The organism is Paraburkholderia tuberum STM678 (genome assembly GCF_902833905.1).
In the GTDB taxonomy this organism is placed as follows: domain Bacteria; phylum Pseudomonadota; class Gammaproteobacteria; order Burkholderiales; family Burkholderiaceae; genus Paraburkholderia; species Paraburkholderia tuberum.
This window is the reverse complement of the sequence record NZ_CADFGP010000026.1, coordinates 62,461-89,442: the sequence shown is the minus strand read 5'-3', so window position 1 is coordinate 89,442 and position 26,982 is coordinate 62,461. Positions and strand designations below refer to the sequence as shown.

General features: G+C 64.3%; 24 protein-coding genes and 1 pseudogene. 17 read left to right on the top strand and 8 right to left on the bottom strand.

The features are described from left to right. Nucleotides 1-2 precede the first annotated feature (2 nt). The gene (locus tag HWY30_RS22670; RefSeq protein WP_090802968.1) at nt 3-890 is read left to right on the top strand and encodes a LysR family transcriptional regulator; all 888 of its coding nucleotides are present in this window, start codon (nt 3-5) and stop codon (nt 888-890) included. Nucleotides 891-901: 11 nt separating this feature from the next. After that, nucleotides 902-1,357: pseudogene (locus HWY30_RS22665) on the top strand (c-type cytochrome); the annotation flags it as partial. A 45-nt stretch (nt 1,358-1,402) separates the two neighbouring features. Here the strand turns inward: HWY30_RS22665 and HWY30_RS22660 are convergent. Further along, entirely contained in the window at nt 1,403-3,049 is a 1,647-nt protein-coding gene (locus HWY30_RS22660; protein WP_090802966.1) for a methyl-accepting chemotaxis protein, read from the bottom strand. A 261-nt stretch (nt 3,050-3,310) separates the two neighbouring features. On the opposite strand from HWY30_RS22660, the gene HWY30_RS22655 reads away from it, so the two are divergent. Then, nucleotides 3,311-4,111: a bestrophin-like domain gene (locus HWY30_RS22655; protein WP_090802965.1), complete on the top strand. Its 801-nt coding sequence runs from the start codon at nt 3,311-3,313 to the stop codon at nt 4,109-4,111. 149 nt (nt 4,112-4,260) lie between these two features. Here the strand turns inward: HWY30_RS22655 and HWY30_RS22650 are convergent, their stop codons facing one another. Both HWY30_RS22650 and HWY30_RS22645 read right to left on the bottom strand, forming a co-directional pair. Further along, the gene (locus tag HWY30_RS22650) at nt 4,261-4,791 is read right to left on the bottom strand and encodes a single-stranded DNA-binding protein (RefSeq protein ID WP_090802962.1); all 531 of its coding nucleotides are present in this window, start codon (nt 4,789-4,791) and stop codon (nt 4,261-4,263) included. A gap of 146 nt (nt 4,792-4,937) precedes the next feature. Continuing rightward, on the bottom strand, nt 4,938-6,125 hold the full coding sequence (locus HWY30_RS22645; protein ID WP_090802960.1) for an MFS transporter: 1,188 nt from the start codon (nt 6,123-6,125) through the stop codon (nt 4,938-4,940). Between the two features lie 302 nt (nt 6,126-6,427). Here HWY30_RS22645 and uvrA point away from each other — a divergent pair, with 302 nt between their 5' ends. The 3 genes from uvrA to HWY30_RS22630 all read left to right on the top strand — a co-directional run bounded on the left by uvrA (nt 6,428) and on the right by HWY30_RS22630 (nt 11,932). Then, nucleotides 6,428-9,301, top strand: a complete 2,874-nt coding sequence (gene uvrA, locus HWY30_RS22640) for an excinuclease ABC subunit UvrA (RefSeq protein ID WP_090802959.1) — start codon at nt 6,428-6,430, stop codon at nt 9,299-9,301. Nucleotides 9,302-9,335: 34 nt separating this feature from the next. Next, on the top strand, nt 9,336-10,421 hold the full coding sequence (locus HWY30_RS22635) for an AI-2E family transporter (protein WP_090802957.1): 1,086 nt from the start codon (nt 9,336-9,338) through the stop codon (nt 10,419-10,421). A 284-nt stretch (nt 10,422-10,705) separates the two neighbouring features. Continuing rightward, the gene (locus tag HWY30_RS22630; protein ID WP_090802956.1) at nt 10,706-11,932 is read left to right on the top strand and encodes a PepSY-associated TM helix domain-containing protein; all 1,227 of its coding nucleotides are present in this window, start codon (nt 10,706-10,708) and stop codon (nt 11,930-11,932) included. Between the two features lie 38 nt (nt 11,933-11,970). On the opposite strand, the gene purU is transcribed toward HWY30_RS22630, so the two are convergent. The 5 genes from purU to HWY30_RS22605 all read right to left on the bottom strand — a co-directional run bounded on the left by purU (nt 11,971) and on the right by HWY30_RS22605 (nt 17,324). Beyond that, the gene (purU, locus tag HWY30_RS22625) at nt 11,971-12,840 is read right to left on the bottom strand and encodes a formyltetrahydrofolate deformylase (RefSeq protein ID WP_090802954.1); all 870 of its coding nucleotides are present in this window, start codon (nt 12,838-12,840) and stop codon (nt 11,971-11,973) included. Nucleotides 12,841-12,924: 84 nt separating this feature from the next. Then, nucleotides 12,925-13,818: an NUDIX hydrolase gene (locus HWY30_RS22620; protein WP_090802952.1), complete on the bottom strand. Its 894-nt coding sequence runs from the start codon at nt 13,816-13,818 to the stop codon at nt 12,925-12,927. A gap of 73 nt (nt 13,819-13,891) precedes the next feature. Next, nucleotides 13,892-14,506: a LysE family translocator gene (locus HWY30_RS22615; RefSeq protein WP_090805579.1), complete on the bottom strand. Its 615-nt coding sequence runs from the start codon at nt 14,504-14,506 to the stop codon at nt 13,892-13,894. Nucleotides 14,507-14,678: 172 nt separating this feature from the next. Then, nucleotides 14,679-15,245 carry an adenine phosphoribosyltransferase gene (locus tag HWY30_RS22610; protein ID WP_090802950.1) on the bottom strand — a complete coding sequence of 189 codons (567 nt, stop codon included), beginning with the start codon at nt 15,243-15,245 and terminating at the stop codon, nt 14,679-14,681. 81 nt (nt 15,246-15,326) lie between these two features. After that, the gene (locus HWY30_RS22605; protein WP_090802948.1) at nt 15,327-17,324 is read right to left on the bottom strand and encodes a monovalent cation:proton antiporter family protein; all 1,998 of its coding nucleotides are present in this window, start codon (nt 17,322-17,324) and stop codon (nt 15,327-15,329) included. 207 nt (nt 17,325-17,531) lie between these two features. Here HWY30_RS22605 and kdsD point away from each other — a divergent pair, with 207 nt between their 5' ends. From kdsD to HWY30_RS22550, 11 genes are all read left to right on the top strand, one after another. Then, nucleotides 17,532-18,515, top strand: coding sequence for an arabinose 5-phosphate isomerase KdsD (gene kdsD / locus HWY30_RS22600; RefSeq protein ID WP_090802947.1), 984 nt, complete (start codon nt 17,532-17,534; stop codon nt 18,513-18,515). Beyond that, nucleotides 18,515-19,075, top strand: coding sequence for a KdsC family phosphatase (locus tag HWY30_RS22595; protein WP_090802945.1), 561 nt, complete (start codon nt 18,515-18,517; stop codon nt 19,073-19,075). The genes kdsD and HWY30_RS22595 overlap by 1 nt, the downstream gene beginning before the upstream one ends. Then, complete coding sequence (gene lptC / locus HWY30_RS22590) at nt 19,072-19,659, top strand: LPS export ABC transporter periplasmic protein LptC (protein ID WP_018419357.1); 588 nt, start codon at nt 19,072-19,074, stop codon at nt 19,657-19,659. The genes HWY30_RS22595 and lptC overlap by 4 nt, the downstream gene beginning before the upstream one ends. A gap of 39 nt (nt 19,660-19,698) precedes the next feature. Then, on the top strand, nt 19,699-20,370 hold the full coding sequence (gene lptA / locus HWY30_RS22585; protein ID WP_090802944.1) for a lipopolysaccharide transport periplasmic protein LptA: 672 nt from the start codon (nt 19,699-19,701) through the stop codon (nt 20,368-20,370). A gap of 17 nt (nt 20,371-20,387) precedes the next feature. Then, a complete protein-coding gene (gene lptB, locus HWY30_RS22580) occupies nt 20,388-21,164 on the top strand; it encodes an LPS export ABC transporter ATP-binding protein (RefSeq protein ID WP_090805577.1) in 777 nt (258 codons plus the stop codon). A 193-nt stretch (nt 21,165-21,357) separates the two neighbouring features. Next, entirely contained in the window at nt 21,358-22,875 is a 1,518-nt protein-coding gene (locus tag HWY30_RS22575; RefSeq protein ID WP_090802943.1) for an RNA polymerase factor sigma-54, read from the top strand. Nucleotides 22,876-23,045: 170 nt separating this feature from the next. Then, a complete protein-coding gene (gene hpf, locus HWY30_RS22570; RefSeq protein ID WP_027199628.1) occupies nt 23,046-23,402 on the top strand; it encodes a ribosome hibernation-promoting factor, HPF/YfiA family in 357 nt (118 codons plus the stop codon). Between the two features lie 342 nt (nt 23,403-23,744). After that, nucleotides 23,745-24,260 (top strand): PTS sugar transporter subunit IIA, encoded by a 516-nt coding sequence (locus HWY30_RS22565; protein ID WP_090802942.1) that lies wholly within the window; start codon nt 23,745-23,747, stop codon nt 24,258-24,260. 80 nt (nt 24,261-24,340) lie between these two features. Continuing rightward, nucleotides 24,341-25,309, top strand: a complete 969-nt coding sequence (hprK, locus tag HWY30_RS22560; RefSeq protein WP_008921706.1) for an HPr(Ser) kinase/phosphatase — start codon at nt 24,341-24,343, stop codon at nt 25,307-25,309. Nucleotides 25,310-25,407: 98 nt separating this feature from the next. Then, nucleotides 25,408-26,301, top strand: a complete 894-nt coding sequence (gene rapZ, locus HWY30_RS22555; protein WP_041734268.1) for an RNase adapter RapZ — start codon at nt 25,408-25,410, stop codon at nt 26,299-26,301. A gap of 39 nt (nt 26,302-26,340) precedes the next feature. Continuing rightward, nucleotides 26,341-26,976: an LON peptidase substrate-binding domain-containing protein gene (locus HWY30_RS22550; protein WP_090802941.1), complete on the top strand. Its 636-nt coding sequence runs from the start codon at nt 26,341-26,343 to the stop codon at nt 26,974-26,976. Nucleotides 26,977-26,982: the final 6 nt, after the last annotated feature.

Sequence of the window (26,982 nt, the reverse complement as noted above, 5' to 3'; positions counted from 1 at the left end):
TCATGAGCCAGCGTGGTTTCGACCTTGCGCAGTTGCGGACCTTCGTCGCCGTCGCCGAATCGGGCGGGGTGTCGGCAGGCGCGCAGCGCGTGTTCCTGTCGCAGTCGTCGGTAAGCGAGCAGTTGAAGAAGCTCGAGGAGCGCGCCGGCCAGCCGCTCCTCGTGCGCAGCCGGCAGGGTGTGAGTCCGACGTCGGCGGGCGAGCGCCTGCTCGAGCATGCGCGCCGCATCATCGCGATGAGCGAAGCGGCCTTCGACGACCTGCAAGGCCGCTCGCTCGACGGCGAGCTGCGCATCGCGATCACCGATTACTACCGGCCGCACGACATCGCGCGCATCCTCAAGACGTTTTCGGAACAGCATCCGCGGCTGAAGCTGCACGTGACGGTGCTGCCGAGCGCGGTGATCGACAGCGGCGCGGACGATCACGCGTCGTTCGACATCGGTTTGTCGGCGCGGCTCGTCACAGGCCAGCTGCGTGCACGCGGCGCGGGTGCCGGTGCCGCGAGCATCGTCGTGCGGCGCGAAAGGCTGCTATGGGCCAGTTGCGCCGATGCCGCCAGCCGCCCCATCGCGCCGTATCAACTGGTGCTGCTGCCGTCGACGTGTCAGTTGCAGCGCTTCGTCGTCAAGCTGCTCGACCAACACAAGGTACCGTACGTGGTGTCGCATTCGGCGTCGGGCGTCGCGGGCCTGCAGCTCGCATTGAAGGCGGGGCTCGGGATTTCCTGTCTGAACGAGTCGTCGCTCGGCGGCGGCGTGGTGGCGTGTGCCGCGAACTTCGGCTTGCCACCGCTGCCCGCCATCGAGTTTCATCTGCTGCCGCGGCGTCCGGGCGAAAGCGAGTTGGTCAGCAATGCACGTGATGCGCTCGTGCGGCTCTTCGCATGACGCACAAATCGGCGCTGGCCGGGCAGTACGCCGACGTGACCGACAAGGAATTGCGCGACTTCCAGAGCGGCCAGCGGCAAAGCGCGGTCATGCAGGCAATCATTGCGGGACGCAGCGACCAGGATCTGCACGATCTGGCGGTGTACTACGCGTCGCTCCCGCTCCCCGCGGCGGCCGAGAAGACCCGCGCCGGCGAAGGACCCGATGCGACCGCAACCAGGCTCGTGATGCAGGGCGACCCGCAACGCAATATCGCACCGTGCGCGGCGTGTCATGGCCAACTCGATCGCAAGGGCGCGGCGCCGTGGCTCGGCGGACAGTCGGCGGCCTATCTGGCCGCGCAGTTGCAGGCGTTCGCTTCGGGCGCGCGGCGCAACGACATCAACGAGCAGATGCGCAATGTCGCGCGGCAGATGACGCCCGAGGAAATCGATGCGGTGGCGAGGTATGACGCGGCCATGCAGTAGTGGGACGGTGAGAGGTCGCGGGTTGACGCAGCGCAACGGCTCGCGTTACGCCGCGACAAACTCGCTGTCCAGTCTCCGCTCGCCGGCAACACCGGCCAGCTTCGCGCCGGGCGCCGGAGCACGGCTGCGCGATTCGCTGCCGGTCCGGAACACCGCCACCGCCGTCGACAGGCGCCGCGCCTGGTCTTCCAGCGAACTCGCCGCCGCGGCCGCCTGCTCGACGAGCGCCGCGTTCTGCTGCGTGACCTCGTCCATCTGACCGACCGCGCGATTGACCTGATCGATGCCGGTGCTCTGTTCGAGCGCCGCCGCCGCGATCTCGTTCATGATGGAACTGACGCGCGCGATCGCGCCGACGATGTCGTTCATCGTCGTGCCCGAGCGCTCGACGAGCTGCGAGCCCCGCTCCACGCGGGTGGTCGACGCGTCGATCAAGCCCTTGATCTCCTTGGCCGCCGCCGCGCTGCGCTGCGCGAGCGAGCGCACTTCGCTCGCGACGACCGCGAAGCCGCGTCCCTGCTCGCCCGCTCGCGCCGCCTCGACCGCGGCGTTCAGCGCGAGGATGTTGGTCTGGAAGGCGATGCCCTCGATTACGCCAACGATATCGGCAATCCGCCGCGAATCGTCGACGATGCCGTGCATCGTGCCGACCACCTGCTCGGTCAGCTCGCCGCCCTGCGCGGCCAGCGTCGAGGCGCCCTGCGCGAGCGAGCTCGCCTCTTTCGCGTTGTCGGCCGTCTGCTTGACCGTCGTGGTCAGCTCTTCGATGCTCGCGGCCGTTTCCTCGAGCGCCGCCGCCTGCTCCTCGGTGCGTTGCGACAGATCGGCGTTGCCGGCCGCGATCTCGCTGACGCCGGTATCGATCGAATCGGTACCTTGACGAACCGCGTTGACCGTCGCGATCAGCGACTCCTGCATCTTGCGCAGCGCGGCCGCGAGACGGCCCATCTCGTTGTCGCTGAGCACCTCGATGCGGCCGCTCAGGTCGCCGTTGGCGATGCGCTGGAACTGCGCGATCGTCGCATCGACCGGCGTGACGATCGCGCGCACGAGCACGAAGCGGGCGAGCAAGCCGCCGACCAGCGACAGCGCAATGCCGATCGCCACCGCCGTGCTGATCGCGTAGAACAGGTCCTGCGCATCCTTGTAGCGCTGTGCGCCGTGATCGAGCTGCAACTGCTCGAGCGCGAGCATGGCCTTCTCGTACGCGCTGTACAGCGACGGCAGTTTATGCGCCTGCAATTGCTGGAAGGCGTTGATGTCGCTCGACTTCAGCGCGGCGAGCGTCGGGTCGACGCCGTCGTGCAGGAACGCGTCGCGCTTCTGCTGCATGTCGGCGATCAGACGCTGCTCATCGGCATCCGTGCCCGCATGGCTCAAATAGTGGGCAAGCCGCTCGTCAGAGGCTTTGCGGTACTGATCGAAGCGCTTGAGCACGGCGTTCGCGCCGTCCTGATCGTTCAGCGCGACGAGCGACGCGTACGTCGCGAGCGCGAGCCGCAGGCGCAGCAGTTGGCCGGCGCTGCCTTCGAGGTCGGCGACGGCGGGCGTGTCGACCGTGTACATCTGTTGCAGCGACGCGTTCGACGAGCGCAGCGACAACAATCCCGCGGCCGCGCCGAGCAGCAGCACGATGCCGAAGAACACGATCATCAGGGTAAGGCTGGTGCGAATCGACAGCTTTTTCAACATCGGACTGGTCTCCTTTGGCTGCCCGGCCGATGATTCCGTATCGTTGACGATAGCTGCATGGCCACGCAGGCTGCGCCCACGCCGTTCGGCCCGGTCCGCAACTTATCTGAAAATTAAGCAAACAGCACATTCGGGACAACGGCGTATCGGCCAAAAACTTTATGGTTGATCGCTCGCCCGGCTTGCGTTACATCAATAGAGTCTCGAAGCCCGTTTGCTGAAGCTCTTCTGTCGAAGCCCCTTCCTGCCCGGAGCGCGCCCATGTCGGAAATCGGTTCGGCCGTACTCGTGTTCGCGCTGCTGCTGATCGCCACCGGCCTCGGCGTCGGGGTGCGGCCGCTGCTGCCGGAAGAGCACAAGGCACACGAGACCGTACAGCTCGTGCAGCTCGTGATCGGCATGCTGGTGACGTTCGCCGCGCTGGTGCTGGGTTTGATGACGGCATCGGCGAAAGCGAGCTTCGACACCGCGTCGAACGATATGCGCAGCTATGCGGCCGAACTGATCGAATTCGACTCGACGCTGCGCGAGCTCGGCAGCGCGGCCGACGAATCGCGGCGCCTGTTGCGCCAGTACACGGCGGCGGCGATCGCTTCGACATGGCCGCGCGAGCCCGCGCCGAGCGGCGACTATCCGCGCGATCTCGGGCCGCCGGGCAATCCGCAGCAACTCGAAAACGTGCATCTGGGCGACATGCTGACCACGGTGGGGCGGCAATTGCGACAACTGCGCACGCAGGATGCGTTGCAGCAACGTGCGCTCGATGACGCGTTGACGCAGTACCGGCGCGTCATCGATGCGCGCTGGAAAATCATCGAGGAAGCGCACAGCTCGATTTCGCAGCCGTTCTTCAAGACGCTGACGTTCTGGCTAGGCGTGATCTTTCTGAGCTTCGGGTTGATCGCGCCGCGTAATGCGTTGGCGCTGGTGACGATATCGCTGGGAGCGGTGTCGATTGCTTCGGCGGTTTATGTGATCGTCGATCTCGACACGCCGTTCACCGGGCCGATCGTGATTTCGAGTCTGCCGTTGCGGGATACGTTGGAGCATTTGAGTCGGTGAGTTTCTGACGAAATGCCCCGTCCGCGCGCGTGACGTAAAAAATGCCGGCAAACAGAAGGCAGAAAGGCCCGCTTTCCTGGCAGAAAGCGGGCCTCTGTTTTTGTGTCGATCAGCGGGACGCTGGTCGGCTCGGCATCGAGCCGCAACGATCAGAACGGAATATCGTCGTCCATCTCGTCGAAGCCGCCGCCAGCCGGCGCGCTCGGACGGCTCGCACCGCCACCGCCGCTACCGCCACGCGAACCGCCGCCCGACGACATCGCGCGACCACCGCCGCCGCCGCTGCGCTCCGACGGCTCGCCACGGCTATAACCGCCTTCATCGCCGCCACCCATCGACGCGCCGCCGCGGCCGCCCAGCATCTGCATCTGCTCCGCGACGATCTCGGTCGAATAGCGATCGGTGCCGTCCTGCGCCTGCCACTTGCGCGTGCGGATGCGCCCTTCGAGGTACACCGACGAGCCCTTCTTCAGATATTCCGCCACGATTTCCGCGAGGCGGCCGAAGAACGCGACGCGGTGCCACTCGGTGGCTTCCTTCATCTCGCCCGACGCCTTGTCCTTGTAGCGGTCCGTCGTCGCAAGGCGGATGTTCGCCACTGCGTCGCCGCTCGGAAGATAGCGGACTTCCGGATCGGCGCCGAGGTTGCCGACCAGAATGACCTTGTTCACGGATGCCATGAATTTCTCCTGTTGATTCCTGTTGCAGGCGGCGCGGCACTACGCGGTTCGCGTCTCACGGCCGGCAGGCCCGAGACCAGAAGAGCGCCTCTGCCCGCCGCCGGGTGAGTTCTGGATGATTCGGGAGGTGCCCCGAGTACGCTGTGTTATGCCTTGCGCGGCGGCTGTTTCATCTTTGCGGCGATTATAAGCCAGCAAAATACCAGCCCGGAGCAGGCGAAGAAAACCGCGCTCTGGCCGTTCACCTTCAGGAGCCAGCCGCCGACCACTCCGCCCAGCGCAAGACCGATCGACTGCGTGGTGTTGTACACGCCGGCCGCGGCTCCCTTGCGGGTACCGGGCGCGAGCTTCGACACCAGCGAAGGCTGCGAGGCCTCGAGAATATTGAAGCCGAGAAAGTACACGAACAGGATCGCCGCCACACTCAGAATCGTATGCGGAGCAACGCCCAATAACAACTGGCCGATCAGGATAAGAGCGATCGCCGACAGCAGCACGATCTTCATCTTGCCGCGCTTCTCGGCGGCGATGATCGCCGGCACCATCATCACGAACGACAGCCCCATCACCGGCAGATACACCTTCCAGTGTGAAGCGACCGGCAGCCCGCCCGCTTCGAGAATGCGCGGCACGACGAGGAACAGCGCGGTTTGCGTGGCGTGCAGCACGAGCACGCCGAAATTCAAACGCAGCAACTCGACGTTGTGCAGCACTTCGGCGAACGGCGCGCGCACATGCACCGGCTTCGGCGCATCGGGCACGACCCATATCACGACGCCGATCGCGAGAATCGAGAACACGCCGACCAGCGTGAAGAGCCCGCTCATGCCGAGCCAGTGGAACACGATCGGCGCGCCGACGATCGCGACCGCGAACGACACGCCGATGCTGCCGCCGACCATCGCCATCGCCTTCGTGCGATGTTCCTCCGAGGTCAGATCGGCGATGAACGCGATCACCGCCGACGACACCGCACCCATCCCCTGAATCACCCGGCCGACGATGATCCACGTCATGTCGTGCGCGGCCGCCGCGACGAAGCTGCCGATCGCGAAGATCAGCAGGCCCGTCGCGATCACCGGCTTGCGGCCGACCTTGTCGGAGATCCAGCCATAGAAGATGTAGAGCATCGACTGCGTGACGCCGTACGCGCCGAGCGCGATGCCGACGAGCAGCACGTTTTCGCCGCCGGGAATGGTCTTCGCGTAGATCGAGAACACCGGCATGATCATGAAGAGACCCAGCATGCGCAGCGCGAAGATGGCGGCAAGCGACACGGTCGCGCGCAATTCGGGCGCGCTCATGCGTGTGGAGATGGCGGACGGATTGGACATCGAAGCGTTGTTTGAATGAACCGGGCGGCGAGCCCGTGGGGACAGCCTTGGCCGCCGGCACAGTGGAGCAGAACGAACAGGCAGGCGGCTAGCCCCGGCATATCGGCGGGTCCGCGCCGACGAGACGCGCAAAGCCCGTGCCCCATCGCCCCCGCTCACCCCTCGCGGCATCTTGTACTCACGGAAAACGGCCCCAGTTACGCCTTTTTCCCGCTGTCAGCACACCGTAACGGCGGTCTGGAAAAGTCGTTATAGTAGCAGGTTTGGCCTCTTTCCCTTTCCGCAGTTCATGGAATAAATCCGTGGAACAAATCCGTATTCGTGGGGCTCGCACCCACAACCTGAAGAACGTCAATCTCGACCTACCGCGTCACAAGCTCGTCGTTATCACGGGGCTTTCGGGCTCCGGCAAATCGTCGCTGGCGTTCGATACGCTGTATGCGGAAGGACAGCGGCGCTACGTCGAAAGTCTGTCCGCCTATGCGCGGCAGTTCCTGCAACTGATGGAAAAGCCGGACGTCGACCTGATCGAAGGCTTGTCGCCGGCTATCTCGATCGAACAGAAGGCGACCTCGCACAATCCGCGCTCGACGGTCGGCACCGTCACCGAAATCCACGACTATCTGCGTCTGCTGTTCGCGCGCGTCGGCACGCCCTACTGCCCCGATCACGAGATTCCGCTCGAAGCGCAAAGCGTGTCGCAGATGGTCGACGCGGCGCTCGCGCTGCCCGAGGAAACGCGCGTGATGATCCTCGCGCCCGTCGTCAGCGATCGCAAGGGCGAGCACACGGATCTGTTCGAGGACATGCAGGCGCAAGGCTTCGTGCGCTTTCGCGTGCGCTCGGGCGGCGGCACCGCCAACGAAGGCACCGCGAAAATCTATGAAGTCGACTCTCTGCCGAAGCTGAAGAAAAACGACAAGCACACGATCGACGTCGTGATCGATCGTCTGCGCGTGCGCCCCGACGTGAAGCAGCGCCTTGCCGAATCGTTCGAAACGGCGCTGCGTCTCGCCGACGGCCGCGCGATCGCGCTCGAAATGGATACGGACAAGGAGCACCTGTTCAGCTCGAAGTTCGCCTGCCCGATCTGCTCCTATTCGCTGCAGGAACTCGAGCCGCGCCTGTTCTCGTTCAACAACCCGATGGGCGCGTGCCCCGAATGCGACGGCCTCGGCCAGATTACGTTCTTCGATCCGAAGCGGGTGGTCGCGCATCCGTCGCTGTCGCTCGCGGCGGGCGCGGTGAAGGGCTGGGACCGGCGCAACCAGTTCTACTTCCAGATGCTGCAGAGCCTCGCGGCGTTCTACGACTTCGACATCGACACCGCGCTCGAGGACCTGCCGGAGAAAGTCCGCAAGATCCTGCTGAACGGTTCGGGCAAGCAGGAAATTCCGTTTTCGTACATCAACGAGCGCGGCCGCACGTCGGTGCGCGAGCACGTGTTCGAAGGGATCATCCCGAATCTGGAGCGGCGCTACCGCGAAACCGATTCGTCCGCGGTGCGCGAAGAACTCGCCAAATACCAGAATAACCAGCCATGCCCGGCATGCGCGGGCACGCGGCTGCGTCGCGAGGCGCGCTTCGTGCGCATCGGCGCGGACAGCGACGCGCGCGGCATCTTCGAGATCAGCGGCTGGCCGTTGCGCGACGCGCTCGGCTACTTCCAGACCCTGCGTCTCGAAGGCTCGAAGCGCGAGATCGCCGACAAGGTCGTCAAGGAAATCGTCGCGCGTCTGATGTTCCTGAACAACGTCGGGCTCGATTACCTGTCGCTCGAACGCAGCGCCGAAACGCTGTCGGGCGGCGAAGCGCAGCGCATTCGCCTCGCTTCCCAGATCGGCTCGGGGCTGACCGGCGTGATGTACGTGCTCGACGAACCGTCGATCGGCCTGCATCAGCGCGACAACGACCGGCTGATCTCGACGCTCAAGCATCTGCGCGATCTCGGCAACTCGGTGATCGTCGTCGAGCACGACGAGGACATGATCCGCATGGCCGACTACGTGGTCGATATGGGCCCGGGCGCCGGCGAGCACGGCGGCATGGTGATCGCCGAGGGCACGCCGAAAGAGGTGCAGAAGAACGCGGCGTCGCTGACGGGCCAATACATGTCCGGCGCGCGCACGATCGAATACCCCGACGAGCGCAAGGATCCCGACGAGCGGCGCCTGCGCATCGTCGAAGCGTACGGCAACAATCTGCACAACGTCACGCTCGATCTGCCGGTGGGTCTTTTGACCTGCGTGACCGGCGTGTCCGGCTCGGGCAAGTCGACGCTGATCAACGACACGCTGTATCACGCGGTCGCGCATCATCTGTACGGCTCGGCCACGGAGCCTGCGCCGTACGAGTCGATCGAGGGCCTCGAGCACTTCGACAAGGTGATCAACGTCGACCAGTCGCCGATCGGCCGCACGCCGCGCTCGAATCCGGCCACCTACACGGGCCTTTTCACGCCGATCCGCGAGCTGTTCGCGGGCGTGCCGGCCGCCAAGGAGCGCGGCTACGATCCGGGGCGCTTCTCGTTCAACGTGAAGGGCGGGCGCTGCGAATCGTGCCAGGGCGACGGCGTGCTGAAGGTCGAAATGCACTTCCTGCCCGACGTGTACGTGCCGTGCGACGTGTGCCACGGCAAGCGCTACAACCGCGAAACGCTCGATATCCAGTACAAAGGCAGCAACATCAGCGAAGTGCTCGACATGACGGTCGAACACGCGTACGAGTTCTTCAAGGCCGTGCCGGTCGTCGCGCGCAAGCTGAAAACCCTGCTGGACGTGGGTCTCGGCTATATTCGCCTGGGTCAGTCGGCCACCACGCTGTCGGGCGGCGAGGCGCAGCGTGTGAAACTGTCGCTGGAACTGAGCAAGCGTGATACCGGTCGCACGCTATACATCCTTGACGAACCGACTACCGGCCTGCACTTTCACGATATCGCGCAGTTGCTGGAAGTCATACACCGGTTGCGTGACCAGGGTAATACCGTCGTGATCATCGAACATAATCTCGATGTAATCAAAACTGCGGACTGGGTCATCGATCTCGGCCCCGAAGGCGGCGCCGGCGGCGGACAGATCATCGCCCAGGGCACGCCCGAGCAGGTCGCGAAGTCGAAGGCCAGTTTTACCGGCAAATATCTGGCGCCGCTGCTCAAGCGCGCCGCCACCACAAAGTAACGCTGCACTACCGAGGTTGGAGACGGGATAAGCCATGACCAAGCGTAATCAGGCGCACGAAGAAGATCGGGTGCAGGACCTGCGCCCGCGCCCGGTCAGGCTGACCAGCGACATGAGTCTGCCGAAGCTGTCGGCGGTCGAGATCGGCAGCTACGTGGTGATGCTGTTCGGCATGTGGGCGGTGATCGCACTGAAGCTGCTCGGCGCGCTGCTCGCCGGGCTGCTGGTGTTTCAGCTCGTGCATACGATCGCGCCGCGCATCGAGCGTCACATGTCGAGCAAGCGGGCGCGCTGGCTCGCGGTGGTGATTCTGTCGACGCTGATCGTCGGCGCGCTGACTGGACTCACGCTCGGCATCATCTCGCATTTCGAGAACGACGTGCCGAGCGTGCAGGCTCTGCTCGATCAGGCCATGCAACTGATCGACCAGGCGCGCGGCAGGATTCCCCAATTCGTCGCGAACTATCTGCCGGTGGACACCGAGCAGATGAAGACGAAGGCCGCCGAACTGATGCACACGCACGCGAACATGCTGCAGCAAAGCGGCACGACCGTGGCGCGCGCGTTCACGCACGTGCTGCTCGGCATGATCATCGGCGCGATCATCGCGGTCGGTGCGCAGAAGCATATCCAGCGGCTGCCGCTGTCCACCGCGTTCGTCACGCGCGTCACGCGTTTTGCCGACGCGTTTCGCCGCATCGTATTCGCGCAGGTGAAGATCTCCGCGCTGAACACGGTGTTCACCGCGATCTTCCTGCTCGTGATCCTGCCGGTTTTCCACGACCGGCTGCCGCTGTCGAAGACGCTCGTGCTCGTCACGTTCATCGTGGGTCTGCTGCCGGTGATCGGCAATCTGATCTCGAACACGATCATCGTCGCGGTCGCGCTGTCGGTGAGTTTTCCGGCGGCGATCATGTCACTTGTGTTCCTGATCCTGATTCACAAGCTCGAGTACTTCCTGAACGCGCGGATCGTCGGCGGGCAGATCGAGGCGCGCGCATGGGAGCTGCTGATCGCGATGCTGGTGATGGAAGCGGCGTTCGGTCTCGCCGGGGTCATCGCGGCGCCGATTTTTTATGCGTACATCAAGCGGGAGCTGATTTATTTGCGGTTGGTGTGAGTTGGGCTGGGTCGAGTAGCAAAAGTCAGCACTCACTAGCGCTCTGCAGCACACGCGGCAGTCCACGCAGCCGACGAAAGCGCAAGCGGCACTTCGGTGCCGCTTTTTTTTGCTTCCCGCGCCCCTGCATCGTCGCCTCTTGCTGACAGAAAACTTGCAGCCGACCGCGTCAACCCCTAAGATGCGAACAATTCCTATTTACACCCAGTCCGCATCGTGACGTTTCACCTGATCTCCCACCCGCGTCTCCGCCTGGGTCCCTGTTGTGCATTGCCGGCTCGCGCATGAGACGCCAGCTTGTCCGCCTGCACCGCTGGTTCGGCGTCGCGACCGCACTGTTTCTGTTCGTCGCGGGCCTTACGGGCGCGATCATCGCGTGGGACCACGAGCTCGATGCCGCGCTGAACCCGTCGTTTTACCAGGCTCGCACGGTCGGGCCGACGCTGTCCGGCCTCGAACTGGCGAATCGCGTCGAAGCCGCCGATCCGCGTCTTCGGGTGACCTATCTGCCGCTCACGGTCGAACCGGGCCACACGCTGCAGATGATGGTGCTGCCGCGCACCGATCCGGCGACGAAGCAGCCCTATCCGCTCGATTTCAATCAGATCGCCGTCGATCCCGTCACCGGCGAGATCCAGGGACGCCGCGAGTGGGGCGCCGTGTCGCTCGCGCGACTCAACCTGATTCCGTTCATCTACAAGCTGCACTACACGCTGCAGTTGCCGTTTACCGGCGGTGTCGACCTTGGCACCTGGCTGATGGGGATCGTCGGCATCGTGTGGCTCTTTGACTGCGTGATTGCGCTGTGCCTGTCGTTTCCGAGCCTGAAGGCCTGGCGCAAGTCGTTCACGTTCCGCCTGAAACGCGGCGGCTATGCGTTGACGTTCGATCTGCACCGCTCCGGCGGCGTATGGATCTGGGGCCTGCTGGCGATCGTCGCGCTGACGTCGATTTCGATGAATCTGTCGTCCCAGGTGGTGCGGCCGATCGTGTCACGACTGTCGACGCTGACACCCGATCCGTTCAGCAACCCCGAAATCCTGCGCGCGCCGCAACCCGGCGATCAGGTGCTGAGCCGCGAGCGCATCGTCGAACTCGCCGGGCAGGCCGGCAAGGAAATGCATGTCGCTGCGCCGCCGGGCGCGCTCTACTACGCCGAATTCATGCACGCGTATGGCGTCGGCTTCTACACGTCCGGCAACGACCACGGCGACACCGGCCTCGGCAACCCGTGGATGTATTGGGACGCCGCCACCGGCAAGCGGCTCGCCGCGCGGATTCCCGGCCGAGGCACGGCCGGCGACATCTTCCTGCAGGTGCAGTTTCCGCTGCACTCGGGACGCATCCTCGGTCTCGGGGGGCGGATTCTGATCAGCGCGGTGGGGGTGGCGGTGGCCGTGCTGAGCGTCACGGGCCTGCTGATCCGGCTGAAGAAGCTGAACGCGCGCCGTCGTTCCGCGCAAAACGCGAATCTCGCGAGAAGCACGGGCGGCGCGGCAGCGCGTTCGTAACACGAGCAGGTAAAGGGCCGCGCCGAGCTCGGCGGCTCCTAGCGGAACACCACCGTCTTGCTGCCGTTCAGCACGACGCGATGCTCCACGTGCCACCTCACCGCGCGCGCGAGCGTCACACACTCGACGTCGCGGCCGATCGCCGTCAGTTGTTCCGGCGTCATGCTATGGTCCACACGCTCGACTTCCTGCTCGATGATCGGACCTTCGTCGAGATCGGTCGTCACATAGTGGGCGGTTGCGCCGATCAGCTTCACGCCGCGGTCGAACGCCTGGTAGTACGGCTTCGCGCCCTTGAAGCTCGGCAGGAACGAGTGGTGGATGTTGATCGCGCGGCCGGCGAGCGCCTCGCACAGGTTCGGCGACAGGATCTGCATGTAGCGCGCGAGCACCACGAGGTCGGCCTGATGCTCGTTGATCACTTCGAGCACGCGCGCTTCCTGCGCGGTTTTCGCTTCGGGCGTGCCGCCGAGCAGCGGGAAATGATGGAACGGGATGTCGTAGCTCGCGGCGAGCTGGTAGAACTCCTTGTGGTTCGAGATGATCGCCGGGATGTCGATGTTCAACTGACCGGTGCGGTAGCGGAACAGCAGATCGTTCAGGCAGTGGCCGATCTTCGACACCATGATCACGACGCGCGGCTTCACGTTCGCGTCGTGCAATTCCCAGCTCATGCCGAACTGCTCGGCGAGTGTCACGAACGACGCGCGCAGCGCGTCAAGCCCCGGATCGCCGCCCACCTGCTGAAAATGCACGCGCATGAAGAACTCGCCGGTGCGGCTGTCGCCGAACTGCGCGGAGTCGAGAATATTGCTGCCCCGCTCGAACAGAAAGCCCGACACGGCGTGAACGATGCCGGGCCGGTCGGCGCACGACAGTTTGAGGATAAAGCTGTGATCGGTCGACATGACCTCGGTGACTCCCTTCTTCAGTGCGTGGTTTGTTTCAGTGGGTACTGGCTGCACGGGTTGAGCTCGACTGATGAGCCTGAGCTAGGCGAGCGCCGGCGGCGCGAACAGCGCGTCGATGCCCTCGCACGCGTCCTCGTCGATCCAGCGGCGGCGCAGCAGGCAATCGAGCGTCGCGAGGCTGGCATCGACGGTCAGCGCGCCTTCCTCGATCCAGCGCGCGACTTCGTCGATGCGCGCGAGCCGGTGTTCGCCCACTTCGCCGTCCTGGTTGCGCGGCGCGAAGTCGGCGGGCAGCGCGAGGTCGTAGATGAAAATCTGCTCGGCCTGCGTGCCTTCCGGCAGCGATTGCAATACATGCGCGGTGCGGCCCGCGACCGCGCTCGCCGCGATCTGCGCCGGAATGCCCGCTTCTTCCCAGCACTCCTTGACGATCGTCTCGGCGATGCCGAAACCCCAGCCGATCCCGCCTGCGACGACGTTGTCGAGCATGCCGGGGTCGGTCGCCTTGGTATCGCTGCGGCGCGCGATCCACAATTGCGGTGCGCCACGCGGCGCTCCGCCAAAGGGCGCCCCGCCAAAGGGCGCTCCGCCATCCGCATATTCTACGACGCCGTTCAGATGCACCGCGTAGGTCATCGTGCCGAAGAAGCGCGACGCCGCGCGCTCGATATACGCGAGCGGCGGCGCGTCGAACGCATTGCGGATCGCGTACGTCTCGTTGCGCCAGCCGGGGATGCGACCATCGGCGGCGAGCGCGCCGATCACGGAAGCGAGCGCCGCGCTGCGCAGATCGACGGTATCGAACGTGGCGCAGAGCGTCACGCCGTCATTCGCCATCTCGAACACGTCGGGCCAGCGCGCGAGCAGCGGCACGTCGCGCTCGCGAATCCACCCGACCTGTTCGGCGCCGATCAGAAACGGCCGATGCGCGTTCGCGTCGAAGCGGCGCGCGGCGGTGATGCAAGGCAAAGTCATCGGAAAACTCCAAACTGTCCGCCGTCGTGGCGAACCGGGGCAAAGCAGAAGCGGGCGGATGGCGTGACGACTGTCAGTCGCGCAAGACGACGCGAATCCCGATCGCGATGAACGTCGCGCCGGCCACGCGATCGAGCCACAGGCCCACGCGCGGCCGCCGTCTGAGCCAGCCGCCGATGATCCCCGCGCACACGCCGAATAGCGAAAACACCACGACGGTCTGCAGCATGAACAGCGCGCCGAGCTCCAGCATCTGCACGGTGACGCTCTGCGCGCCGTCCGGCTGCACGAACTGCGGCAGAAACACGACGAAGAACAGCGTGACCTTCGGATTCATCAGATTGCCGAGCAGGCTCTGGCGAAACACCGTCGAAAGCGGCTGCGGCGCACGCTCGTGCGCGGTCGCGAGGCCCTGGCTGCGCAGCGCCTTGATGCCGATCCACACCAGATACGCGGCGCCGGCGAGCTTGATCGCTTCGAACGCGAGCGGCGACGAGCGCAGCAGCGCGGCGACGCCGAGCGCCGCGAGTGTCGTATGAAACGTGATGCCGGCGGCAAAGCCGAGCGCGGCGACCAGGCCGGCCGCGCGGCCCTGCGAGATGCCGCGCGCGAGCACCTGCAGATTGTCCGGGCCGGGCGCCACGGTGATCGCGAACGAGGTGGCAAGAAACAGCAGGAAGTTGGGCATCGTGGTGGCCTTCTGGTTGGGCGACTGGTGAACCATGACGGGTGAGCCATATCGTTGAGCCCGGTTGGTTTTGCTCGGCCAACGGGGCTTGTGCGGCTCATGCGACTTTAGCCGCTGGTACGGCGGGAAACGCTACCGCGCGTCACGGCACGCGCCGTGACTACCTCCCGGTTCAATGACCGTCGAAACTCGTCACGGTATAGAGCGCAAGACCGCCGTCGCCCAGCAGCTTCGAGCCGCCCAGCTCCGGCAGATCGACGATCGCCGCGCCTTCCACGACGACCGCGCCGAGCCGCTCGAGCAGCAGTTTGCCGGCCATCATCGTGCCGCCGGTCGCGATCAGATCGTCGATGATCACGACGCGGTCGCCCGGCTCGCACGCATCCTCGTGAATCTCGACGGTCGCGGTACCGTATTCCAGTTCATACGATTGCGAGATCCGCTTGTACGGCAGCTTGCCCGCCTTGCGAATCGGGATGAAGCCAACGCTCAACTCATGGGCGACGATCGGCCCGATGATGAAGCCGCGCGCATCGAGCCCGGCAATGTAGTCGAGCTTCGCGTCGATATAGCGCTGCACGAACAGGTCGATCAGCACACGCAGCGACTTCGGCTCGCGCAGCAGCGGCGTGATGTCGCGGAACTGCACGCCCGGCTGCGGCCAGTCGGGCACCGTGCGAATGTGACTTCTGATGTAGTCGGCCGCATCGAGCGGCGCGCTCGCGAGCGCCTTGGACATGATGTCTCCGGATGGACCTCGACAGGTCCGGTGAAAGGCTTGAATCAGGGTCGCCCGCCAGAACGGGCCAGGCTCACGGGTTCAGGCCGCAGCGGCGCGGCGATGCTTCGACAGCCGCTCCTCGGCTTGCGCCAGTTGTTCGGGCAGACCGCGCAGCACCACGATGTCGCTCGCGCGCAGTTTCGTCGACGGGTCCGGTTCGACGCCGCGGATGCCGTGCCGGCGGATCGCGGTCACTTCGACACCGAGTTCGTACAGGCCAACCTCGGCGAGCGTACGGCCCACCGCGTCGGCGCTCTCGTCGACCGGCACCGATTGTAGCCGCACCTGCTCGTGGCCGTCGTCGTCGTCGATGTCGTCGGCGCCGTGGAAATAGCCGCGCAGCAGCGAATAACGTTCGTCGCGCATCTCCTCGACGCGCCGCACCACGCGCCGCATCGGCACACCCATCACGACGAGCGTATGCGACGCGAGCATCAGGCTGCCCTCGACGATCTCCGGAATCACCTCCGTCGCGCCGGCGGCGAGCAGTTTCTCCAGATCGGCATCGTCGACGGTGCGCACGATGACCGGCAGCGTCGGCTCCATCTCGTGAATGTTGTGCAGCACGCGCAGTGCCGACGGCGTGTTCGCGTAGGTGATCGCGATCGCGGCCGCGCGATGCAGGCCGGCGGCCAGCAGCGACTCGCGCCGCCCCGCGTCGCCGAACACGACCGATTCGCCGGCTGCCGCGGCCGCCGCGACACGGTCGGGATCGAGATCGAGCGCGACATACGAGAGCCCTTCATGCTCGAGCATGCGTGCGAGGTTCTGCCCGGCGCGGCCGTAGCCGCAGATGATTACGTGGCCGCTCTGCTTCAGGCTTTGCGTGGCGATGCGCGTCATCTGCAACGACTGCATCATCCATTCGGTCGACGACAGCCGCAGCACGACACGGTCCGCGTTCTGGATCATGAACGGCGCGGCGAGCATCGACAGCAGCATCGCGGCGAGAATCGCCTGCAACAGCGTCGCGTCGACGAGATGTCGGTCGAGAATGAGGTTCAGCAGCACGAAGCCGAACTCGCCCGCCTGCGCGAGACCGATACCGGTACGCATCGCGACGCCCGGCGTCGCGCCGAAGAGCCGCGCAAGGCCGGTGATCATGACCAATTTCAGCAGCACGGGGCCGAGGAAAAAGGCCAGCACGACGAGCGGATGCTCCCAGATCACGCGCGGATTGAGCAGCATGCCGGTGGTCACGAAGAAGAGCCCGAGCAGCACGTCGCGAAACGGCTTGATGTCCTCTTCGACCTGATGCCGATACGGCGTCTCGGCGATCAGCATGCCGGCGATGAACGCGCCGAGCGCGAGCGACAGCCCGAATTTGTCGGTGATGAACGCGGCGCCGAGCGTCACCAGCAGCAGATTGAGGACGAACAGCTCCTGCGAGCGGCGCCGCGCGACCACGTTGAACCAGCGCGTCATGAAGCGCTGCCCGACGATCAGCAGCAGCGCGAGGGCCACGACGATCTTGATCGCCGCGACGCCGAGCGCGCTGACCAGATTCTCCGAGCGGCCGCCGAGCGCCGAAATGATGATCAACAGCGGCACCACCGCGAGATCCTGAAACAGCAGCACGCCGAAGATATTGCGGCCGTGCTCGGTTTCGATTTCGAGCCGCTCCGCGAGCATCTTGCTGACGATCGCCGTCGACGACATCGCCAGCGCGCCGCCCAGCGCGACGCTCGCCTGCCACGTGATATGCACCCAACGCTCGAGCACGAAGCCGAGCGACACCGCCACCGCGACCGTGCCGATCACCTGCAGCAAGCCGAGTCCGAACACGAGCCGGCGCATCGTGCGCAGCTTGGCGAGCGAAAACTCGAGCCCGATCGAGAACATCAAGAACACGACGCCGAATTCCGCGAGATTCTGCGCCCCCGCCGAATCGGGAATCAGCCCGAACGCATGCGGCCCGACGACGATGCCGACCGTCAGGTAGCCGAGCATCGGCGGCAGATTCAGGAAGCGAAAGATCACCACACCCGCCACCGATGCCAGCAGTAAAAACAGCGTCATTTCGAGCGGGGAAATCATCGGCAAAAACGCATGGGTGAAGCGTCCTCGTTCGTCAGCGGAACCGCGCACGAGAACGCCGTGCGAGATGATTGATTGGGCCGGCAAAAAAGCTGCAAAAAGGCGGCAAAGCAGCTGAAAAAGGGGATTGTCGACAGGCCGATGCAGACAGCGGCTCGGCACAGCAGGCCCGGCGCGGCGAACAGGCGCCTTTGCTATACTCCGCGAATGATAGCGAAAATCAATGGCGACAGGGCACTCACGCTTGCTCGCGACGTACTCGACATCGAAGCGGACGCCGTGCGCGCGCTTCGCGACCAGCTCGACGGCAGTTTCGTCGGCGCGGTCGATTTCATCCTGGGTTGCCGTGGACGCGTGGTCGTCTCCGGCATCGGTAAATCCGGCCACGTGGCCCGCAAACTCGCGGCCACGCTGGCAAGCACCGGCACACCCGCGTTCTTCGTGCATCCGGCGGAAGCAAGCCACGGCGACCTCGGCATGGTGACCGCCGACGACGTATTTCTCGCGCTGTCCAATTCGGGCGAAACCGAGGAACTGATGGCGATCCTGCCGCTCATCAAGCGGATCGGCGCGAAGCTGATCGCGATGACGGGCCGTCCTGGCTCAAGCCTCGCGCAACTCGCGGATGTGCATCTGAATTCCGGCGTCGCGAAGGAAGCCTGTCCGATGAATCTCGCGCCCACCGCCAGCACCACCGCCGCGCTCGCGCTCGGCGATGCGCTCGCGGTCGCGGTGCTCGACGCTCGCGGCTTCGGCCGCGACGACTTCGCGCGCTCGCATCCGGGCGGCGCGCTCGGCCGACGCCTGCTCACCTACGTGCGCGACGTCATGCGCACCGGCGACCAGTTGCCGCAGGTCACCCCTGAGGCAACCGTCAGCGATGCCCTCTTCCAACTGACCGCGAAGCGCATGGGCATGACCTCGGTCGTCGACCGCGAGGGCCGTGTGACGGGCATCTTCACCGATGGCGACCTGCGCCGCGTGCTCGAACGCGACGGCGATTTCCGCCAGTTGCCGATCGCCTCGGTGATGACCGCGGGCCCGCGCACGATCGGGCCGGATCATCTCGCGGTCGAAGCCGTTGAACTGATGGAGCGTTATCGTATCAATCAGATGCTGGTCGTCGACGAAACGGGCAAGCTGATCGGCGCGCTCAACATGCACGACCTGTTTTCGAAGAAGGTGATCTGATGGCCGTTGCTCCCCCTACCGCTACCGAACGCGCAAGCCGCGTGAAGCTGATGATTTTCGACGTCGACGGCGTACTGACCGACGGCGGCCTGCTGTTCACGGCGGAAGGCGACACGATGAAAGGCTTCAACTCGATGGACGGCCACGGCATGAAGCTGCTGCGCCAGGCCGGCATCGAAACGGCGCTCATCACCGGGCGCAAGTCCGGCATCGTGGCCGCGCGGGCGAAAGAAATGAACATCGCGCATGTCTACCAGGGCGTGCAGGACAAGCCACAGGCGTTCGCCGACCTGCTGCTGCAAACCGGCCTCACCGCCGAGGACTGCGGCTACATGGGCGACGACTGGGTCGATCTCGCGGTGATGCTGCGCGTCGGCTTCGCGGCCGCGCCGGCCAATTCGCATCCCGAAGTGATCGCGCGCGCCCACTGGGTCAGCGAGGCGCGCGGCGGTTACGGCGCGGCGCGCGAAGTGTGCGACACGCTGCTGCGTGCCCAGCACAAATATGAAGCACTGCTCGCCGCGGCGTGCAGCGGCGAGCAACGGGGCCTCGTGGGATGAACCAGTTTCGCCTGACTTCGCTGATCCCGCTCATCGCGATGGCGGCGCTCGCCGGCATCACGTGGTGGCTGCTGCAAGCCACGTTGCCGCGCAAGACCGACGACGAGGTGCGCCCGAAGGAACACACGCCGGACTACTTCGCCGACAACTTTTCGGTGTCCGAGCTCGACCAGTCAGGCGCGACGCAGTACCGGCTGACCGCGCAGTCGCTGGTCCATTACGAGGACGACGAAATGAGCGACCTCGTCAAGCCGGCGATGCGTGCGTTCCAGCCCGGCAAGCCGATCGTCACCGCGACCGGCGACACGGGCACGGTCAACGCGGATGCGTCGATCGTCAATCTGTACCAGAACGCGCGCATCCTGCGCGCGCCCGGCGGCGGCGATCCGCAGATGCAGGCCGATTCCGAGCATTTCAGGGTCCTCGTCAACGACGATGTGATCGAGACTGAAAAGCCAGTTAAACTTCAGCGCGGCATGTCCGTGATGACTGCCAGCGGCATGAAATACAACAATGTCACCCGGTTTATGCAACTGTTCGGCAATGTAAGAGGCGCAATCGCCGCGTCCGATTCCGGCCACTAAGCCAACGCATACCGGGTAATCCATTCCAGGCGTGACTGCATGAACGAATCGCACCCCCGTTTTGATACCGGCCGTTCGCGCGCGCTGTCCGCGTGCCGCGCCGCACTTGCTGCGCTCGTCGTCGCGCTGCCGCTCGTCGGCTTCGCGCCGCTTGCGCACGCGGACCGCGCCGACAAAGACAAGCCGCTGAACATCGAAGCGGACAACATGACTTACGACGACCTGCGGCAGGTCAGCATCTTCACCGGCCACGTGGTGGCCACCAAAGGGACGATCCTGATCAAGGCCGATCGCGTCGAAGTGTCGCAAGACCCGCAGGGCTACCAATTCGCGACCGGCACCTCGAGCGGCGGCAATCTGTCGTATTTCCGCCAGAAGCGCGAAGGGCTCGACGAATACATCGAGGGTACGGCCATCCGTATCGACTACGACGGCAAGCAGGATCTGACCACGCTGACCACCAACGCGACAGTGCGCCGCCTGCAGGGCATGACGACGCTGCTCGACCAGGTGCACGGTAGCGTGATCACCTACGACGGCCAGAACGACTTCTACACCGCGAAGTCAGGCAAGGACGTCGCCGGTCCGGGCAACCCGACCGGCCGCGTGCGCGCGATGCTGTCGCCGCGCAACGCCGGCGCCGCGCCGCTGACCGGCGCGTCGGCCACGCTCACGCCGTCCAACTCGATCCAGGGAGCGCCGAACCAGTGAGCACCATGAGCAGCACCATCGCGCCCCTCCCCCATAGGAAGCCGGCCGGCACCAGCAGTTCGCTGGTCGTGCGCAATCTGAAGAAGCGCTATGGCTCGCGCACGGTCGTCAAGGACGTGTCGCTCGACGTGAAGAGCGGCGAAGTGGTCGGCCTGCTCGGCCCGAACGGCGCCGGCAAGACCACGTCGTTCTACATGATCGTCGGCCTCGTGCCGCTCGACGCCGGCGAAATCGATCTGGACGGCAAGTCGATCAGCCTACTGCCCATTCACAAACGCGCATCGCTCGGCCTGTCATATCTGCCGCAGGAAGCGTCGGTGTTCCGTAAGTTGAGCGTCGAGCAGAATATTCGCGCGGTGCTGGAATTGCAGCACGACGAAAACGGCAAGCGCCTCGGCAAAGACGTGATCACGTCACGCACCGAAGCGCTGCTCGACGAGCTTCAGATCGCGCATCTGCGTGAAAATCCGGCGCTGTCGCTGTCGGGCGGCGAGCGTCGTCGGGTTGAAATTGCGCGCGCGCTGGCAACCAATCCGAGCTTCATTCTGCTCGACGAACCGTTCGCCGGCGTCGACCCGATCGCGGTGCTGGAAATCCAGAAAATCGTCAAGTTCTTGAAGCAGCGCAATATCGGCGTCCTGATCACCGACCACAACGTGCGCGAAACGCTAGGTATCTGCGATCACGCGTACATCATCAGCGACGGCAGCGTGCTGGCCGCCGGCGCGCCTAGCGACATCATCGAAAACGAAAGCGTGCGGCGCGTCTATCTGGGCGAGCACTTCCGCATGTAAGCACGTACGGCGTCCCCGGCCAAGCGAGCGCGCGCGGCCGGCCGCGGCGCCATTTTTGCGGCACCCGCACATTCGTTGTCAGGCGGCGCAGGGTGGCGCCGCGCGGCGCGCCAAATTGGGCGTACCCAAAAATTGCGAGTGCCGCAAGGTATCGCGGTCGTGGCAAACTCTCTACAATGAATCTCAACTTGCCATGAAAGCCAGCCTCCAACTCCGCCTATCGCAGCATCTTGCGCTCACGCCGCAACTGCAACAGTCCATCCGGCTGCTTCAGTTGTCGACGCTCGAACTGCAGCAGGAAGTCGCCATGGCGATCTCGCAGAATCCTCTCCTCGAAAACGAAGACGAGTGGATCGCGAGCCCGTTGCGGGTGGCATCCGACGGTTCCGTGATCGCCCAGACACCGGGCTCCTCGACGCCGGCCGATCCGATGGCCGGCAACGGTTCGGCATCGTCCGAGGGCAACGGCGAGCGGGCCGAAAGCGGCGAGCCGCAGGGTGTCGACGAATACAATGGCCTTTCGGGCGACGGCGGCGGCGATACCTCGCAGTGGAACCTGGACGACTACGGCCGCTCCGGCAACGCGTCGGACGACGACGACCTGCCCCCGCTGCAAATCCACGAATCGAGCACGTCGCTGCGCGACCACCTGATGACGCAACTGCGCGTCACCCAGGCGAGCCAGCGCGACCGCGCGCTCATCACGTTCCTGATCGAATCGCTGGACGACGACGGCTATCTCGCCGCCACGCTCGAAGAAGTGCTGGCCGACCTGCCCGAAGAACTCGAAGTCGACGTCGACGAACTGAACGCCGCGCTTGCGCTGCTGCATAGCTTCGACCCATCAGGTGTCGGCGCGCGCTCCGCGTCCGAATGTCTGAAGCTGCAGTTGCTGCGGCTCGAGCCATCGCCCACGCGCACGCTTGCGCTAGACATTGTCAGCCATTACCTGGAACTGCTCGCCGCGCGCGATTTCACGCGGCTGCGCAAGCACCTTAAGGCCAGCGACGACGATCTGCGCAACGCGCATGTGCTGATCCGCTCGCTCGAACCATTTCCGGGCGCGGCCTACGGCAAGGCCGAAGCGGACTACGTCGTGCCCGACATCATGGTGCGCAAAACGGCACAGGGCTGGCTGGCGGAGCTGAATCCCGAGGTAGTGCCGAAGCTGCGGATTAACCATCTATACGCGAATATTCTGCGCAATAACCGCGGTGATCCGGGCAGTGGTTCGTTGCGCCAGCAACTGCAGGAAGCACGCTGGCTGATCAAAAATATCCAGCAGCGTTTCGAGACGATCCTGCGGGTTGCGCAGGCAATTGTCGAGCGTCAAAAGAGCTTTTTTGTGCACGGCGAAATTGCCATGCGCCCCTTGGTTTTGCGGGAAATAGCTGATACGCTGGGCCTACACGAGTCGACTGTCTCGCGTGTGACAACCGGCAAATACATGCTGACCCCATTCGGGACGCTGGAATTCAAGTACTTTTTCGGCTCACACGTTTCGACGGACACCGGCGGCGCGGCCTCCTCCACGGCCATTCGCGCGCTGATCAAACAACTGATAGGAGCGGAAAACCCGAAATCGCCACTTTCAGACAGTCGCATAGCCGAACTGCTGGCGGAACAGGGCTTCGTGGTCGCACGGCGTACCGTTGCGAAATACCGTGAGGCGCTCAAAATCCCGGCAGTCAACCTGCGCAAGTCTCTGTAGCCCGCCGCGTTTTGCAGCGGGCATTTACCGGCCGCTCCGCACCTGGCGGACAGGCCGGCCGCTGCGACCTGCCAGATGTCCGTCACCGGGGGGCGACACAGGCAAGCCGTCAGATCGACCGGACCTTTGTCATTGTGCGGACCAAGCGGCCATTAGCTTGGAGAAGCACTATGAATCTCAAGATCAGTGGACACCACCTCGAAGTAACGCCTGCGTTGCGCGAATACGTGATCACCAAACTGGACAGGGTGCTAAGACATTTCGATCAGGTCATCGACGGCAGTGTGGTCCTCTCGGTCGACAACCATAAGGAAAAGGACAAGCGTCAAAAGGTGGAAATCAACCTCCATCTGAAGGGTAAGGATATCTTCGTCGAGAGTTGTGACAGCGATTTGTACGCTGCAATCGATCTGATGATCGACAAGCTCGACAGGCAGGTGATACGCCACAAGGATCGTCTGCAAGGCCATCAGCACGAAGCGATCAAGTATCAGCCGGCGCCGCAACTGGACGTACCGCCGCAATAGGAGAAATTAGAGGAACTTCCTCAATTCCTTTGAACTCGTCGAGCCGCCCGCGACCGGGCGGTTTTTCGTTTCAGCGCCCCGGTTTCCGCTCGCCGCCGGTGCGTCTCGCCGAGGCCGACCCCTACCATTCCCGCAGAGGTTTGCGCAGCGCGACACGTGCCGCGGCGCAAGCGCTGAAAAACCTGATATGCATAGATGGCGCGCCGCACCATCGGCCGTCACCCTGTTCTATAATGTTCCAGTTACCATCGGGGTCAAGCCAGTTAGGATGAAGTACGGCCGATCGAAATCTAACGCTTTCGCGATCGACTCTGAGCGTCCGTCTTCGCCAGCATCGAACGAATGGAACGTCACTCAACCGCCCCGGTGGGGAGAACTCAGGCCACGTTTTCGCCTGTCAAAATGAATCGTTTAGCCAAATTTCTTCCCCTCGATAACGTCGTCATCGGACTATCGGTCACCAGCAAGAAACGCGTGTTCGAGCAAGCGGGCCTGATCTTCGAGAACCAGAACGGCATCGCCCGCAGTACCGTCACAGACAATCTTTTTGCGCGAGAACGACTCGGCTCGACCGGGCTCGGCGAAGGCGTCGCGATCCCGCATGGGCGGATCAAGGGCCTCAAGCAGCCGCTCGCCGCATTCGTCAGACTCGCCGAACCGATCCCCTTCGAAGCGCCGGACGGCCAGCCGGTCTCGCTGCTGATCTTCCTGCTCGTCCCCGAACAGGCCACTCAACAGCACCTCGAAATTCTCTCCGAGATCGCGCAATTGCTGTCCGATCGCGACGCCCGCGAGCGGCTGCACACTGAAGAAGAACGCGAATCGTTGCATCGCCTGCTTACTCAGTGGCAACCTTGATGCAACGGCGGCGGTAGTTCATACGCGCCCGCACACGCAGCAAAGACCCGGCAAGCGGCTCACACTGGAGTCACTGACTCATGGATACGTCCAGCATCAACGCCCAAAGCATTTTCGACGACAACGCCGCCATGCTGAAGCTCAGCTGGCTCACGGGGCATGAAGGCTGGGAGCGCGGCTTTTCTTCGGAATCGGTCGCCAATGCCACGTCGAGCGCCGACCTCGTCGGCCACCTGAACCTGATCCACCCCAACCGGATCCAAGTGCTCGGCGACGCTGAAATCGACTACTACAAACGCCAGACCGACGAAGACCGCTCGCGCCACATGGCCGAGTTGATCGCGCTGGAGCCGCCGTTTCTCGTCGTCGCGGGCGGAGTCGCGGCGCCGCCGGAGCTGGTGCTGCGCTGCACGCGCTCGTCGACGCCGCTGTTCACGACGCCGACCTCGGCGGCCGCGGTGATCGATAGTCTGCGTCTTTACATGTCGCGCATTCTCGCGCCGCGCGCGACGCTGCACGGCGTGTTTCTCGACATCCTCGGCATGGGCGTGTTGCTGACCGGCGACTCGGGCCTCGGCAAGAGCGAGCTCGGCCTCGAACTGATTAGCCGAGGCCACGGTCTCGTCGCCGACGACGCTGTCGACTTCGTGCGCCTCGGCCCGGACTTCGTCGAAGGACGCTGTCCGCCGCTGCTGCAGAACCTGCTCGAAGTTCGCGGCCTCGGTCTGCTCGACATCAAGACGATCTTCGGTGAAACGGCGGTGCGCCGCAAAATGAAACTGAAGCTGATCGTGCAACTGGTGCGCCGCCCCGACGGCGAATTCCAACGACTGCCGCTGGAAAGCCAGACCGTCGACGTGCTCGGCCTACCGATCAGCAAGGTGACGATCCAGGTGGCCGCCGGCCGCAACCTCGCGGTGCTGGTCGAAGCGGCCGTGCGCAACACGATTCTGCAGCTGCGCGGTATCGACACGCTGCGCGATTTCATGGATCGGCAACGTCTCGCCATGCAGGATCCCGATAGCCAGTTTCCCGGCAAGCTGATCTGAAGCCCGCCACAGCGCCACGAAGCGCCCGCAAAAGGCAGGCCGCGGGCACGCGCATGGAGGCCAGATGCTATGATGAAATCTACGCTTTCGACGACTCCATGCGCATAATCCTGATCACCGGTATCTCCGGCTCCGGCAAATCGGTTGCCCTGAACGCGCTCGAAGACGCGGGTTATTACTGCGTCGATAATCTGCCGCCGCGTTTCCTGCAGCAACTCGCCACCTACCTCGCCGCGGACGGCCAGGATCGTCTCGCGGTCGCGATCGACGCGCGCTCCGGTTCGTCGCTCGACGAAATGCCCGCGATGATCCGCGACCTCAAGCGCTCGCACGACGTGCGCGTGCTGTTCCTGAGCGCGAGCACGCAGTCGCTGATTCAACGCTTTTCCGAAACGCGTCGCCGCCATCCGCTGTCCGGCTCGCCCGCGCACGACGCGGACGTTGGCCTGCTCACGTCGCTCGCCGAAGCGATCGAACGCGAGCGCGAACTGGTCGCGGGACTTGCCGAATTCGGCCATCAGATCGACACGAGCAATCTGCGCGCGAACGTGCTGCGCGCATGGGTCAAGCGCTTCATCGAACAGGAGGACGCGGGGCTCGTGCTGATGTTCGAGTCGTTCGGCTTCAAGCGCGGCGTACCGCTCGACGCGGATTTCGTATTCGACGTACGCACGCTGCCGAACCCATACTACGATCATGAATTGAGGCCGCTCACCGGCCTCGACAAACCGGTCATGGATTTTCTCGATGCGCAGCCGGTCGTCCACGAGATGATCGACGACATCGAGAAGTATCTGTCCAAGTGGCTGCCGCATTTCCGCGACGACAATCGCAGCTACCTGACCGTCGCAATCGGTTGCACGGGCGGCCAGCACCGCTCGGTATTTATCGCGGAGACGCTTGCCGCGCGTCTCGCAACATCGGCGAATGTGATTGTGCGGCACCGCGATGCGCCGGTCGACGTCGGCGAATCATCGAAGCTGGTGGCTTAACCGGCCGCATCGCGCGGCCTTAACCCGAAGCGTTGCGCCATGTCCTCTACGCCTACTGTGTACGCCGATTTGCCGCTGTTTCCGCTGCATACGGTGCTATTTCCCGATGGCTTGCTGCCGCTCAAAATCTTCGAAGCGCGCTACCTCGACATGGCGCGCGACTGTCTGCGCGAAAAAACACCGTTCGGCGTTTGCATGCTGAAAAGCGGCGCGGAAGTCGCGCGCGAGGAAGAACCTTCGGTACCTGAAACGATCGGCTGTCTCGCCGAAATCGACGAGTGCGACGTCGATGCATTCGGCATGCTGCTGATTCGCGCGCGCGGCACGACGCGCTTTCGTCTGTTATCGCATCGCGTCGAAGCGAGCGGTCTGCTGGTCGGCATGGCCGAGCCGCTCGCCGATGATCTCCCGCTCGAGGGCAATGAGCTATTGGCCAAATTCGGCGCGTGCGCGGAAGTGCTCGAGCGGATCATCGCAACGATCCGCGAACGCGATCCGGACAGCCTACCGTTCGCCGAGCCGTTCCGGCTCGACGATCCGTCGTGGGTGTCGAACCGTCTCGCCGAGGTGCTGCCAATCGCGTTGCGCGCACGGCAAAAGCTGATGGAATTAACCGATGCCGGCGCGCGCATCGACGTCGTGCATCACTACATGCAACAGCATCAGTTGCTGTGAAATCCT

What these genes read in the sequence shown, in the direction of transcription:
- lptA (WP_090802944.1), top strand. Translation starts at nt 19,699, where the DNA reads ATGAACGAATCGCACCCCCGTTTTGATACCGGCCGTTCGCGCGCGCTG.
- HWY30_RS22575 (WP_090802943.1), top strand. Translation starts at nt 21,358, where the DNA reads ATGAAAGCCAGCCTCCAACTCCGCCTATCGCAGCATCTTGCGCTCACG.
- HWY30_RS22630 (WP_090802956.1), top strand. Translation starts at nt 10,706, where the DNA reads ATGAGACGCCAGCTTGTCCGCCTGCACCGCTGGTTCGGCGTCGCGACC.
- kdsD (WP_090802947.1), top strand. Translation starts at nt 17,532, where the DNA reads ATGATAGCGAAAATCAATGGCGACAGGGCACTCACGCTTGCTCGCGAC.
- HWY30_RS22620 (WP_090802952.1), bottom strand. Translation starts at nt 13,818, where the DNA reads ATGACTTTGCCTTGCATCACCGCCGCGCGCCGCTTCGACGCGAACGCG.
- purU (WP_090802954.1), bottom strand. Translation starts at nt 12,840, where the DNA reads ATGTCGACCGATCACAGCTTTATCCTCAAACTGTCGTGCGCCGACCGG.
- HWY30_RS22610 (WP_090802950.1), bottom strand. Translation starts at nt 15,245, where the DNA reads ATGTCCAAGGCGCTCGCGAGCGCGCCGCTCGATGCGGCCGACTACATC.
- HWY30_RS22660 (WP_090802966.1), bottom strand. Translation starts at nt 3,049, where the DNA reads ATGTTGAAAAAGCTGTCGATTCGCACCAGCCTTACCCTGATGATCGTG.
- rapZ (WP_041734268.1), top strand. Translation starts at nt 25,408, where the DNA reads ATGCGCATAATCCTGATCACCGGTATCTCCGGCTCCGGCAAATCGGTT.
- HWY30_RS22565 (WP_090802942.1), top strand. Translation starts at nt 23,745, where the DNA reads ATGGAACGTCACTCAACCGCCCCGGTGGGGAGAACTCAGGCCACGTTT.
- HWY30_RS22645 (WP_090802960.1), bottom strand. Translation starts at nt 6,125, where the DNA reads ATGTCCAATCCGTCCGCCATCTCCACACGCATGAGCGCGCCCGAATTG.
- hprK (WP_008921706.1), top strand. Translation starts at nt 24,341, where the DNA reads ATGGATACGTCCAGCATCAACGCCCAAAGCATTTTCGACGACAACGCC.
- HWY30_RS22670 (WP_090802968.1), top strand. Translation starts at nt 3, where the DNA reads ATGAGCCAGCGTGGTTTCGACCTTGCGCAGTTGCGGACCTTCGTCGCC.
- HWY30_RS22615 (WP_090805579.1), bottom strand. Translation starts at nt 14,506, where the DNA reads ATGCCCAACTTCCTGCTGTTTCTTGCCACCTCGTTCGCGATCACCGTG.
- HWY30_RS22550 (WP_090802941.1), top strand. Translation starts at nt 26,341, where the DNA reads ATGTCCTCTACGCCTACTGTGTACGCCGATTTGCCGCTGTTTCCGCTG.
- HWY30_RS22605 (WP_090802948.1), bottom strand. Translation starts at nt 17,324, where the DNA reads ATGATTTCCCCGCTCGAAATGACGCTGTTTTTACTGCTGGCATCGGTG.
- HWY30_RS22655 (WP_090802965.1), top strand. Translation starts at nt 3,311, where the DNA reads ATGTCGGAAATCGGTTCGGCCGTACTCGTGTTCGCGCTGCTGCTGATC.
- HWY30_RS22650 (WP_090802962.1), bottom strand. Translation starts at nt 4,791, where the DNA reads ATGGCATCCGTGAACAAGGTCATTCTGGTCGGCAACCTCGGCGCCGAT.
- HWY30_RS22595 (WP_090802945.1), top strand. Translation starts at nt 18,515, where the DNA reads ATGGCCGTTGCTCCCCCTACCGCTACCGAACGCGCAAGCCGCGTGAAG.
- hpf (WP_027199628.1), top strand. Translation starts at nt 23,046, where the DNA reads ATGAATCTCAAGATCAGTGGACACCACCTCGAAGTAACGCCTGCGTTG.
- lptC (WP_018419357.1), top strand. Translation starts at nt 19,072, where the DNA reads ATGAACCAGTTTCGCCTGACTTCGCTGATCCCGCTCATCGCGATGGCG.
- HWY30_RS22635 (WP_090802957.1), top strand. Translation starts at nt 9,336, where the DNA reads ATGACCAAGCGTAATCAGGCGCACGAAGAAGATCGGGTGCAGGACCTG.